At 56.5% G+C, this 11,915-nt stretch carries 10 protein-coding genes; 5 read left to right on the top strand and 5 right to left on the bottom strand.

What is annotated here, in order from left to right:
- Positions 1-228: 228 nt before the first annotated feature.
- The 5 genes from AC3B8H_RS13530 to AC3B8H_RS13510 all read left to right on the top strand — a co-directional run bounded on the left by AC3B8H_RS13530 (position 229) and on the right by AC3B8H_RS13510 (position 7,160).
- Positions 229-1,521 (top strand): sensor domain-containing phosphodiesterase, encoded by a 1,293-nt coding sequence (locus AC3B8H_RS13530; RefSeq protein ID WP_488442073.1) that lies wholly within the window; start codon positions 229-231, stop codon positions 1,519-1,521.
- Positions 1,522-1,596: 75 nt separating this feature from the next.
- Positions 1,597-2,607 (top strand): isocitrate/isopropylmalate dehydrogenase family protein, encoded by a 1,011-nt coding sequence (locus AC3B8H_RS13525; protein WP_488442072.1) that lies wholly within the window; start codon positions 1,597-1,599, stop codon positions 2,605-2,607.
- A 22-nt stretch (positions 2,608-2,629) separates the two neighbouring features.
- Positions 2,630-3,262 carry a Uma2 family endonuclease gene (locus AC3B8H_RS13520; RefSeq protein ID WP_488442071.1) on the top strand — a complete coding sequence of 211 codons (633 nt, stop codon included), beginning with the start codon at positions 2,630-2,632 and terminating at the stop codon, positions 3,260-3,262.
- A 20-nt stretch (positions 3,263-3,282) separates the two neighbouring features.
- Positions 3,283-5,841, top strand: a complete 2,559-nt coding sequence (gene acnB / locus AC3B8H_RS13515) for a bifunctional aconitate hydratase 2/2-methylisocitrate dehydratase (RefSeq protein WP_488442070.1) — start codon at positions 3,283-3,285, stop codon at positions 5,839-5,841.
- 194 nt (positions 5,842-6,035) lie between these two features.
- On the top strand, positions 6,036-7,160 hold the full coding sequence (locus AC3B8H_RS13510) for a GGDEF domain-containing protein (protein WP_488442069.1): 1,125 nt from the start codon (positions 6,036-6,038) through the stop codon (positions 7,158-7,160).
- Here the strand turns inward: AC3B8H_RS13510 and galE are convergent.
- The 5 genes from galE to AC3B8H_RS13485 all read right to left on the bottom strand — a co-directional run.
- Positions 7,151-8,197, bottom strand: coding sequence for a UDP-glucose 4-epimerase GalE (gene galE / locus AC3B8H_RS13505; protein WP_488442068.1), 1,047 nt, complete (start codon positions 8,195-8,197; stop codon positions 7,151-7,153). The genes AC3B8H_RS13510 and galE overlap by 10 nt on opposite strands.
- A gap of 18 nt (positions 8,198-8,215) precedes the next feature.
- Positions 8,216-9,115 carry a tRNA 2-thiocytidine(32) synthetase TtcA gene (gene ttcA, locus AC3B8H_RS13500; protein ID WP_488442067.1) on the bottom strand — a complete coding sequence of 300 codons (900 nt, stop codon included), beginning with the start codon at positions 9,113-9,115 and terminating at the stop codon, positions 8,216-8,218.
- 46 nt (positions 9,116-9,161) lie between these two features.
- On the bottom strand, positions 9,162-10,382 hold the full coding sequence (gene fabB / locus AC3B8H_RS13495; RefSeq protein WP_488442066.1) for a beta-ketoacyl-ACP synthase I: 1,221 nt from the start codon (positions 10,380-10,382) through the stop codon (positions 9,162-9,164).
- A 13-nt stretch (positions 10,383-10,395) separates the two neighbouring features.
- Positions 10,396-10,911, bottom strand: coding sequence for a 3-hydroxyacyl-[acyl-carrier-protein] dehydratase FabA (gene fabA / locus AC3B8H_RS13490; RefSeq protein WP_488442065.1), 516 nt, complete (start codon positions 10,909-10,911; stop codon positions 10,396-10,398).
- A gap of 77 nt (positions 10,912-10,988) precedes the next feature.
- Positions 10,989-11,915: transglycosylase SLT domain-containing protein (locus tag AC3B8H_RS13485; RefSeq protein ID WP_488442064.1), on the bottom strand; the 927-nt coding region annotated here is incomplete at its 5' end.

The following is an 11,915-nucleotide window of genomic DNA, read 5'->3' as shown; positions in this document are numbered from 1 at the left end:
CCATCAGCGTTGTTAAGGGACTCGGTTTCCGCACCGTCTGCGCGCTGTGTCGAGTAGCGTTGTCGCCGTCCAAATCCATTTGGTCCACAATTGGTGCGAGTTTTGCTTTGTCGTCTTCAGAACGTTAACATCGGTCGGTGACTAGCGCGGGTTTGGCGCTTGGGTGGCTTTCGCCGGACGATGCTTATCATTAAGATACGAGAAACCACGGACTATGCCAAAAATGCAATGCTCGACCAGATCCTAAGCAAACTCCGCCTGGAAGGCGACCAAGCCTTTGGATCTCACGCGGGTATCGAGTTAAAAAGCGCTTTTCAAGCCATCGTCAGTTTGCCGCACCAGCGCGCGGTAGGTTACGAGGCGTTAATTCGGGGTACGGCGACCGACGGACGCTCCGTGGCACCGCCGCAACTGTTCGAGAGTGCGAAATCCTTGCAGGATTTGGTTTATCTGGACCGACTATGTCGAGCGCTGCATTTGTGGAATTTTAAGCTGGCGGATTCCGGCGGGAACTGGCTGTTCCTGAATATCGCACCCGAAGTCATAGTGCATGGCTGGCGTTTTGGCTTTTTCTTTGAGCAGTTGTTGGAACTGATCGGAATTCGGCCCGAGCGCGTCGTGATCGAAATCATGGAAAGTCCGTTACTGGAAGAGCGGCAATTGGATCAGTCGGTCGGCTTTTACCGAGAGTTGGGTTGCCTGATTGCCATTGACGATTTTGGCGCCGGGCATTCCAATTTTCAGCGCATCTGGCGCATAAAACCTCATATCGTCAAACTGGACCAATCCATGGTCCGTCATGCGGTGAATAACGCGGTCGCGCGGCGCATGCTGCCTAATATTGTTGCAACCCTGCACGAAGCCGGTAGTCTGGTGCTGATCGAAGGCGTGGAAACGCGAGAGGAAGCGATGATTGCGATGCATGCGAATATCGATTTGGTGCAAGGCTATTACTTCGGGGCCCCGCGCTTGGGTGTGCAAGCGGCGGAAGAGGTGAGGCCGGCGGTCGAGGATTTGTTCGGCCAGTATGCGCTGGATATTTCCAAGCAAAACGGCCGTTCGCGATACCAGCATCATATTCAGGCGATGCTGGTGGCGAAGCAGGCTTTACAAACCGGCGCAGAGGATTTCGAGAATCTTGATGGCATCCGCCAGTTGCTGGCATTGCCGGGCGCCGACCGCTGTTATTTATTGGGTGGCGACGGCGTGCAAATTGGCGGCAGCGTGGTAGCCGATCATTGCTACGCGACCAGTGGCGGCCGGTTTGCGCCGTTGGCGGCCGGAAATCGGGCGAGTTGGCTGCGCCGACCCTATTTGTTGCGAGCCTTGCACGGTTCCGAGGAGGTGCACTTAACCCGGCCTTATCTGTCCGTGGCGACCGGTCGTTTGTGCGTGACTCTGTCGGTAGCCTATCCGTTCGGCGGATCGCCGCGAATTCTTTGTTACGATCTCGACCACGAAACCCTCGAAACGGCGCCCGCCGTCAACGCCCCGGTTATCGAATTGGCGGCGACATTTTGAGACCCGGCGGCTTCGCGTCGATAGTTGAAACTGTGTATGATTGTTTGTCCCTTAATTTGAGTCTGGAGAGTTTGAATGCATAACGTCACGTTGATCAAAGGCGATGGTATCGGTCCCTCGATCATGGAAGCGGCCGTCGCGGTGATTAACGCCGCCGGCGCGAAAATCCACTGGCACGAGGCCGACGCCGGCATGTCGGCTTACGAGCGCACCGGTACCCCTTTGCCCGACGCGACGATGGAGTCCATCGCCCAGACCCGGGTTGCCTTCAAGGGGCCGTTGACGACGATGGTCGGAGAGGGCTTTCGCAGCATTAATGTCGAGTTGCGCAAACAGTACGACCTTTACGCCAACGTGCGTCCGGCCAAAAGCTGGCACGGTGTCAAAACCCGTTACGACGATGTCGATATCGTGATCGTGCGGGAAAATACCGAAGGCCTGTACGTCGGCCTGGAGCACTATTTGACGCCGGCCAAGGATATCGCCGAGAGTTTGGCCGTCGTCACTAAAGCCGGGTCCGAGCGCATTGTGGAATATGCGTTCAAATATGCGATCGACAACGAGCGCAAGAAAGTCACGGTGTGCCACAAAGCCAACATCTTGAAATTCACGCAAGGTTTGTTTCTGAAAACGGCTCGCGAAGTAGCGGCCAAATATCCCCAGATCGAATTCGACGAGAAGATCGTCGATGCCGCCTGCATGCACATGGTGATGAAGCCGGAGCAATTCGACGTGGTGGTCACCACCAATATGTTCGGCGACATCCTGTCCGATTTGACCGCCGGTTTGGTGGGTGGCTTGGGGCTGATTCCCGGCGCCAACATCGGTGAGGACGCCGCCTTATTCGAAGCCGTGCACGGCAGCGCGCCGGACATCGCCGGTAAAAACATCGCCAATCCGACCGCGGTGATGATGGCGGGCGTGATGATGTTGAATCACTTGGGCGAGCATGCAGCAGCAATCCGTATGCAAAATGCCATCGAGAAAGTCGTTAACGAAGGTGTTTACGTGACGCCGGATTTGAACCCAGGCAGCCAATACGGGACCAAGGAAATGGGGCAAGCCATTGTTGATGCAATGGAGTGATTAATCAGCTGCGGAGGTGGTTATGAGCGCGCAACCCGAATTTGATAAAACTTGGATGTCCGTTGAGGACTATCTTGCGGCGGAATTGCTCAGCGACACCAAGCACGAGTATGACGACGGCGAAGTCGTGGCGATGTCGGGCGTCAGCAAGAATCACGACAGAATCAAGATGAACTTGTCGCGCATCTTCGGCAACCACTTGCAGGACAAACCCTGCGAGCCGTTTAGCTCCGATGTCAAAGTCAAGATTGGCCAGTATTTGTTTTATCCCGACGCGATGGTGGTTTGCGAAGATACCTCGACCCACGAATACTATGCCGAGTCGCCGGTACTGGTCGTCGAGGTATTGTCCAAATCCACCCGCCGCCGCGACGAAACCCTCAAACGCCGCCTCTATCAAACCATTCCGACCTTGCAGGAATACGTGCTGATCGAGCAAGACATCGTCGATGTCGAAGTCTGTCGGCGTAGCGAAGGTTGGGTCTCCAACCATTATTTTCTCGGCGACGACGTGCCTTTCGAATCGATAGGCTTGAACCTCGGCGTCTTCGAAATCTATGCCCGAGTCGACAACGAAGATATACGCACCTTCATCGCCGAGCAAGCGCTGGCTCAAGCGAATGCCGAAGCCAGCGTCAACGCATCCCAAGCCTAATTTTTTTACCGGAAATCATCATGTTAGAACAATACCGAAAACACGTCGCCGAACGTGCCGCCGAGGGCATCGTTCCCAAACCCTTGGATGCCGAGCAAGTAGCGGCATTGGTTGAGTTGCTGAAAAATCCGCCCGCCGGAGAAGAAGCCTTTCTGCTGGATTTGCTGGCGAACCGGGTCCCCGCGGGTGTGGATGAAGCCGCTTACGTCAAAGCCGGATTCTTGACCGCCATCGCCAAAGGCGAAGTGTCGTCCCCGTTGATCACGCCGGAAAAAGCCACCGAGTTGCTGGGCACGATGCTGGGCGGATACAACGTCGCGCCGCTGATCGAGTTGCTGGACAACGCCGCGCTGGCGCCGATTGCCGCGAAAGCGTTGTCGCAAATTCTGCTGATTTTCGACGCCTTCCACGATGTCCAGGAAAAGGCCGAAGCCGGCAACGTCTACGCGAAACAAGTACTGCAATCCTGGGCGGATGCGGAATGGTTCACCGCCAAGCCGGAAGTGCCGGAAAAATTGACGGTGACGGTGTTCAAAGTCACCGGCGAAACCAACACCGACGATCTGTCGCCTGCGCCGGATGCCTGGTCCAGGCCGGATATTCCGTTGCATGCCAAAGCCATGCTGAAAATGCCGCGCGACGGCATCACCAATGCCGAGCAGCAAATTACCGAACTCAAAGCCAAGGGTTTCCCGGTGGCCTATGTCGGCGACGTGGTCGGCACCGGCTCGTCGCGTAAATCCGCGACCAACTCGGTGTTGTGGTTCATGGGCGACGACATTCCGTTTATTCCGAACAAGCGCGGCGGCGGCGTCTGCATCGGCGGCAAAATCGCGCCTATCTTCTTCAATACCATGGAAGATTCCGGCGCATTGCCGATTGAATGCGACGTCACCGGCATGGCGATGGGCGATGTCATCGACATTTACCCTTATCAAGGCGTCGTAAAGCGCCACGGCATGGACGAAGTGATTTGCGAGTTTGCGTTAAAAACCGAAGTCATCTTCGACGAAGTCCGTGCCGGTGGCCGAATTCCGTTGATCATCGGCCGGGGTTTGACCGACCGCGCCCGCCAATTTTTGGGCTTGCCCGCTTCAACGGTATTCCGCCGCTTGGGCGAAGCCGCCGATACCGGCAAAGGCTATACGCTGGCGCAAAAAATTGTCGGCAAAGCCTGCGGCGTGGCCGGCGTGCGGCCGGGCAGTTACTGCGAACCGAAAATGACCACAGTCGGTTCGCAAGACACCACCGGACCGATGACCCGCGACGAATTGAAAGACCTGGCTTGCCTGGGCTTCTCCGCCGATCTGGTGATGCAGTCGTTCTGTCATACCGCCGCTTATCCCAAACCGGTCGACGTGCAAATGCAGCATACCCTGCCGGATTTCATCATGACGCGCGGCGGTGTCAGCTTACGTCCCGGCGACGGCGTGATTCACTCCTGGCTGAACCGGATGCTGTTACCGGATACCGTCGGCACCGGCGGCGATTCGCACACCCGTTTCCCGATTGGTATCTCGTTTCCCGCGGGTTCCGGTTTGGTGGCATTTGCCGCCGCGACCGGCGTGATGCCGCTGGATATGCCGGAATCGGTACTGGTGCGTTTCAAAGGCCAAATGCAACCCGGCATTACCTTGCGCGACTTGGTCAATGCCATTCCTTATGCGGCGATTCAGCGCGGTTTGCTGACCGTGGCCAAGCAGGGTAAGAAGAACGTGTTTTCCGGGCGGATTCTGGAAATCGAAGGTTTGCCGGATTTGAAAGTCGAACAGGCTTTTGAAATTTCCGACGCGTCGGCGGAACGTTCGGCTGGCGGTTGTACCATTAAGCTCAACGAAGCGCCGATCCGCGAATACCTCAATTCCAATATCACCTTGCTGAAATGGATGATTGCCGAAGGGTATGGCGATGCCCGGACCATCCAACGCCGGATCAAAGCCATGCAGGATTGGCTGGCCAACCCGGTACTGATGGAAGCGGATAAAGACGCCGAGTATGCGGAAATTATTGAAATCGATCTGAACCAAATCACCGAACCTTTATTGGCTTGCCCGAACGATCCGGACGACATCAAACCGCTGTCGGCCGTGGCAGGCACCAAGATCGATGAGGTGTTTATCGGTTCCTGCATGACCAACATTGGCCACTTCCGCGCCGCCGGTAAATTGCTGGAAAAAGCCGGGGCCTTGCCGACGCGTTTGTGGGTGGCGCCGCCGACCAAAATGGATCAGAACCAGTTAGTGGAAGAGGGCTATTACGGCACGTTCGGTAAGGTGGGTGCCCGTACCGAAATGCCGGGCTGTTCACTGTGCATGGGTAATCAGGCGCGGGTGGCGGAAGGCTCGACCGTGGTATCAACCTCGACCCGTAACTTCCCCAACCGTTTAGGTAACGGCGCCAATGTCTATTTGTCGTCTGCGGAGTTAGCGGCCGTGTGTTCGCTGCTCGGAAAAATCCCTACGCCCGAGGAGTACATGCAATACGCGGCGTTGATCGACCAAACCAGCGCGGATACTTATCGGTATCTGAATTTCAATCAGATCGACAGTTATCAAGCGAAGGCCGATCAGGTTGCCTAACCGCATTCCATGCGGCGGGTGGGTGTGTCTCGTTACCAGCCGGTTGTTCGCCGCGAAGTCGAGCGGGCAACCGGCCTCAAACCGGCCGATTTGCGCCGAAGCGGTTCGGAACGAAACCCGGCCAGGCGCGCCCGCGCATTTTCGATAAACCCTGCTAGGATTATCGGCTTGGTTGTCGCGCGGTGGGGGCAAGATTGGAAGAAGATATAACAGCCGAATTGTCGGTGCTGGAGAGCCATTTGGATGGCATGCTGCATCGGGTTCAACATAACAGTCTGACTCTGAAGCGCCTGCAGGCTTTCGAGATGCGCTTGCTGGCGTCGAACACGTTGGCGGAGATGATTGAATTCATCATCGCCGAGACCCGTTTGTTTTTTAATCTCGATGCGGTTTGCTTGTCCTTGATCGACGGCCAAGGCGAAATCGCCAGTTACCTGGAAGCCGACCACTATCCGTTTCGCGAGCGGCCCGAATTGGTGCTGTTGGAACAAGACGGGATATTTTTGCAGAGCTTCGGTACCGCAGGCCAGCCGTTGGTCGGTATCCATCGCGACGAACGCTGGAGCCGCTTCTTTCCCGGCGTCGCCAAGCAGCCGGCTTCGGTCGTGATCATTCCGCTAATCCGGCGCGGTAAGATTCTGGGTTCGTTAAACTTGGGCAGTCACCAACGCGACCGTTTTATCAACGGCATGGCGACCGACTTTATCGAGCACATCGCATCGGTGATTGGGATTTGTCTCGAAAACAATCTGAATGTCGAGACGATGCGCCGCACCAGCCTGATCGACCCGCTGACCGGCGTCAACAACCGCCGTTTTCTGGAACAGCGCATCGTCGAGGAATTGGACCGAGGTCAGCGCACCCGTGAGCCCCTATCCTGCCTGTTTCTGGATATCGACTATTTCAAACGGATCAACGACGGCTTTGGTCATCAAGCCGGCGATCAAGTGCTGTCGTTGGTGGCTTCCACGATCAAGCGGCAGTTACGCAACAACGACGTATTGGCCCGATACGGCGGCGAAGAGTTCGTCGCGCTACTGTCGCGGGCCGACGAAACGATGAGCGGGGAGATTGCCGAAAGGATCCGCAGCGGCATTTCCGATTTGAAGATCGATTATGCCGGTCAGGTCATTCCGGTCACCATCTCTATCGGTGCCGCCACCTATCACCCCAACCTGAGTCGGAAATTGGCGGTGCCTCAAATTGCGCTGGAACTGGTGCAGGCGGCGGATGTGGCCTTATACGAGGCCAAGCGCAGCGGCAGAAACCGGGTCGAAAACGCCGGTTTGGTGCTGGAGCCGAGGACTGTTCAGTCGTAGCCGCCGGGATTTTGGGTTTGCCAATGCCAAGTGTCGGCCAGCATCCGCGCCAAGTCTCGTTCGGCCTTCCAGCCGATTTTTTCGGCGGCTAGACTGGGGTCGGCGTAACAGGCCGCCACGTCGCCGGGCCGGCGCGGAGCGATTCGATAGGGCACGGCTTGGCCGGTGACTTCAATAAAGGTTTCGACCATCTGTAAGACGCTGTAGCCGTTGCCGGTGCCGAGATTGATGGCGTCGCACACGCTATCCTTGGTGTCGTGTTTTAGCAGGTATTCCAGGGCCTTGATATGGCCGAGCGCCAAATCGACCACGTGGATGTAATCGCGGACGCCGGTGCCGTCCGGTGTCGAATAGTCGTTGCCGAAGACCGACAGCATCGGTAGTTTGCCGATTGCGACCTGCGACAGGAAGGGCATCAAATTATTGGGGATGCCGTTCGGGTCCTCGCCGATGAGTCCACTAGCGTGTGCGCCGATCGGGTTGAAGTAGCGCAATATCGTGACTTGCCAAGGTGTGGCGCCATGGTTCAGCGGATCGGCCCGGCTAACGTCGCGCAGGATTTCTTCGATGAACAACTTGGTGCGGCCGTATGGATTGGTGGCTTGTAGCGGAAAGTTTTCCCGGATAGGCACGCTGTGTGGGTCGCCGTAAACAGTGGCCGAAGAGCTGAACACCAGTCGCTTGACCCCGAACTCCGCCATCGTTTCCAGCAATACCAAGGTGCCGTAGATATTGTTGTGATAATAGTTCAACGGCATTTGGCAGGATTCGCCGACCGCTTTGAGTCCGGCGAAGTGCACGACGGCGGCAATGTTGCGCTCGGCCATGATGGCTTGCAACGCCGCTTTGTCGGTTATGTCGGCCTGATGAAAATCTATCGTTTTGCCGGTAATTCGTTCCACCCGGCGAATTGCTTCGATCTTGCTGTTGCTGAGATTATCGACGACGACGACATCGAAACCCGCGTTTAACAACTCGACACAAGTGTGGCTGCCGATATAACCGGCGCCGCCGGTGACCAAAATTGTTAGGTTCATGTCCGGATTTCCGTTGGGTTAGCGTTCCAGTATATCCAATCCGGCGCCATAGGCGACAACCGCTGCCGGGTTGGTTTCATCAGCGCCGCAAGCACCGGTACTACCGGTCGGCAGCGGGTTTGGATCACGGCTCAGACCGGCAAAGTCAAAGAGGCCGGCGTCGAGCATTTGCGACGGCGCAATGTTTTGCAGGCCGGCGAAAATGGTTTCGATACGGCCCGGAAACTGTTTATCCCAACCGTTCAGCATCGCCTTCATCGCCTTGCGTTGCAAGTTTTCCTGCGAACCGCACAGGTTGCACGGAATGATCGGAAATTGCTTGAAGGCGGCGAAGCGATTGATGTCTTTTTCCCGGCAGTAAGCCAAGGGGCGAATCACGATGTTCTGTTTGTCGTCGCTGAGTAGTTTCGGCGGCATCGCCTTCAATTTACCGGCGTAGAACAAGTTTAGAAAGAAGGTCTCGATGATGTCGTCGCGGTGGTGGCCCAGCGCGATTTTAGTGACCCGATGTTCTCTGGCGAAGCCGTACAGAGTACCGCGCCGCAGTCTGGAACACAGGCTGCAGGTGGTTTGGCCTTCCGGAATGATGCGTTTGACGATACTGTAGGTATCGTGCTCGATGATGTGGAAGGGGACGCCGATAGCACTGAGGTACTCCGGCAATACGTGTTCAGGAAAACCGGGTTGCTTTTGGTCCAAATTAACGGCCAGGATTTCGAAATCCACCGGCGCTGTCTTCTGTAAATTCAGCAGGATATCCAGCATCGTATAGGAATCCTTGCCGCCCGACAGGCAAACCATGACTTTGTCGCCATGTTCTATCATGTTGAAGTCGGCGATGGCTTCGCCGACGCTACGGCGCAAACGCTTCTGCAACTTATTGAATTGGGTGCGGGATTTTTGGCTGGGATCGGACATGGGAGCGAGGCGAGCGGCTAAAGCGAGACTTTAGCCGCACAAGGATTTAGCCGTTGTAACGTTGAAAGATCAGCGTGGCGTTGGTGCCGCCAAAACCGAAGCTATTGGACATCACGGTGTTCAAATTGACGTTGTCCCGATATTCGCGAACGATCGGGATACCGGCGGCGCCGGGGTCGAGATGAGCGATGTTGGCCGATGCGCTCAAGAAATTTTCCTGCATCATCAGCAACGAATAAATAGCTTCATTGACGCCGGCGGCACCTAAGGCATGGCCGGTCAGTGATTTGGTGGAACTCACCGGCGGCACCGAGTCGGCACCGAATACCGCGCGCATCGCTTCCAGTTCGCGGGTATCGCCAACCGGGGTACTGGTGCCGTGGGCATTGATGTAGTCAATATTGCCGTCGACGGTCGCCAGCGCCATTTGCATGCAGCGCACCGCGCCTTCGCCGGACGGCTGTACCATGTCGTAACCGTCGGAGGTGGCGCCGTAACCAACCAATTCCGCGTAAATTTTCGCGCCGCGCGCCTTGGCATGTTCCAGTTCCTCGATAACCAGCACGCCGCCGCCGCCGGAAATCACGAAGCCGTCGCGGGTTTCGTCATAAGGACGCGACGCGCTTTCCGGCGTGTCGTTGTATTTGGAGGACAGGGCACCCATCGCGTCGAACAGGACCGACATCGACCAATGCAATTCCTCGCCGCCGCCGGCGAATACCACGTCTTGCTTGCCGAGTTGGATCAACTCCATCGCATGGCCAATACAGTGGGCGCTGGTCGCGCAAGCCGAGCTGATCGTGTAGTTGACGCCCTTGATTTTGAACGGGGTGGCCAAACAAGCGGTATTGGTGCTGGACATCGCTCGGGTCACCATGTACGGACCGACTTTCTTGACGCCCTTGGACCGGAGAATGTCGGCCGCATCGACCAGATTCGAAGTCGACGGTCCGCCGGAGCCCATCACCAGGCCGGTGCGGAAATTGGATACTTCGTCGTCGGCCAGACCGGAGTCGGCAATGGCCTGTTCCATCGCCAAATAATTGTAGGCCGCGCCGTCGCCCATGAAGCGTTTGACTTTGCGGTCTATCGCTTCGTCCAGATCGATCTTGATCGGGCCATGGATTTGGCTGCGAAAGCCCAGTTCGCGATAATCCTCGCAAAAACCGATGCCGGAACGTCCCGAACGGAGCGACTCGACCACTTCGTCGCGATTGTTGCCTATGCTGGAAACGATGCCCAGACCGGTTACTACTGCTCGTCTCATGGCTAGACCTTCTTCAGAAATCCTGGGTGGAGGTGAACAGACCGACCCTCAGATCGGTGGCTTCATAAATTTGCTTGCCGTCGACTTCCATCACCGCATCGGCAATGCCCATCACCAATTTACGCAAGATCACTCGCTTCAAATCGATTTTATAGGTGACTTTTTTCGCGCTCGGCAATACTTGACCGGTAAATTTGACTTCTCCGCAGCCTAACGCCCGACCTTTACCGGGGCCGCCCATCCAGCACAGATAAAAACCGACCAATTGCCACATCGCATCCAGTCCCAGGCAGCCGGGCATGACCGGGTCGCCCTGAAAATGGCAGGCGAAAAACCACAGATCGGGCGTGATATCCAGTTCGGCGATGATCTCGCCCTTGCCGTATTTGCCGCCTTCGTCGGAGATGTGGACAATCCGATCCATCATCAGCATATTGGGGAGCGGTAGCTGCGCGTTTTCCGGACCGTAGAGTTCGCCTCGACCGGACATCAATAATTCTTCGCGCGTGAAACTGTGCTGCTTCTCCATTCAATACTTACCTGATAAATTGGGTTCAAAACACCCGGCATTATCCAATAATCAGCCTAAAAAATCAGCTCTAAATTTCATCCAGGCATCACGTCGCGCGTCAAATCATCCGCGCGTGGCGTCTCGGCATTCAGACGTTCCCGGTAGATCAGGCTGTACATCAACACGGATGCCACGTAGCCGCGGGTTTCCTTGTAAGGGATGGTTTCCACCCAAATATCGGCCGGCAATGCCTTATCGCTTGGCAGCCAGCGCTTCACTCGATTGGCTCCGGCGTTATACGCCGCCGCGGCCAATGCCGGATGGCGGTCGAAGCGCTCCAGCAACCGCTTAAAGTGCCAGGCGCCGAATTTGATGTTGGTATCGGGTTTCAATAGGTCGCTCGCGCCATTCCAGGGTTCACGCAAGTTTTTTGCGATTTCCTGGCCGGTATTCGGCATCACTTGCATCAAACCCTTCGCGCCGGCCGGTGAGTCGGCTTGCGGATCGAAGGCGCTTTCCTGGCGGATCAGCCCGAAGATCAGCGCCGGATCCAATTGGCGGGCGCCGGCCGCATAGCGCACACTGTCGGCATAAGCGATGGGAAAGCGTAGCCCGATGTCATCCCATTCGTTGGCCTTGGCGACCGTGGCGATTGCTTGCGCGGACCAACCCCAGCGTTGCGCCAGCTTGGCGGCGGCGGCCAAGCGTGGTTTATCCAGTTTTGCGATTGCAAATCCCCATTGCCGCTTGGCTTCCAACGGCCGATCCAATGCTAAAAATTCGGAAACCTCCAAAAACTCCGGACGCGATTGCAGGTCGTCAAGCTCCGATTTCGGAACGGCAAGCGGTTTGTCGACCAGTTTCACCGTCTGCCCAAGTTTGCCGGCCGCCAGAAAACCGTAGTAACTGCGTTGATCGGCGATTTGTCGGTAAATGTTCAAGGCCGGTTCGCGCTGTCCGGTTTGTTCCTGGCTGCGCGCCATCCAATACCGCCATTTGTCCTGGTTTCGTTCTTCGTCGTT

It is taken from the genome of Methylomonas sp. BG-2, assembly GCF_057766305.1.
Note: the sequence above shows the minus strand (reverse complement) of the source record. Positions and strands in the feature narration are given on the sequence as shown.

Bases quoted from the DNA above. Each gene is read 5' to 3' on its own strand.
- AC3B8H_RS13530 (WP_488442073.1), top strand. From the start codon at position 229: ATGCTCGACCAGATCCTAAGCAAACTCCGCCTGGAAGGCGACCAAGCC.
- AC3B8H_RS13525 (WP_488442072.1), top strand. From the start codon at position 1,597: ATGCATAACGTCACGTTGATCAAAGGCGATGGTATCGGTCCCTCGATC.
- AC3B8H_RS13520 (WP_488442071.1), top strand. From the start codon at position 2,630: ATGAGCGCGCAACCCGAATTTGATAAAACTTGGATGTCCGTTGAGGAC.
- acnB (WP_488442070.1), top strand. From the start codon at position 3,283: ATGTTAGAACAATACCGAAAACACGTCGCCGAACGTGCCGCCGAGGGC.
- galE (WP_488442068.1), bottom strand. From the start codon at position 8,197: ATGAACCTAACAATTTTGGTCACCGGCGGCGCCGGTTATATCGGCAGC.
- ttcA (WP_488442067.1), bottom strand. From the start codon at position 9,115: ATGTCCGATCCCAGCCAAAAATCCCGCACCCAATTCAATAAGTTGCAG.
- fabB (WP_488442066.1), bottom strand. From the start codon at position 10,382: ATGAGACGAGCAGTAGTAACCGGTCTGGGCATCGTTTCCAGCATAGGC.
- fabA (WP_488442065.1), bottom strand. From the start codon at position 10,911: ATGGAGAAGCAGCACAGTTTCACGCGCGAAGAATTATTGATGTCCGGT.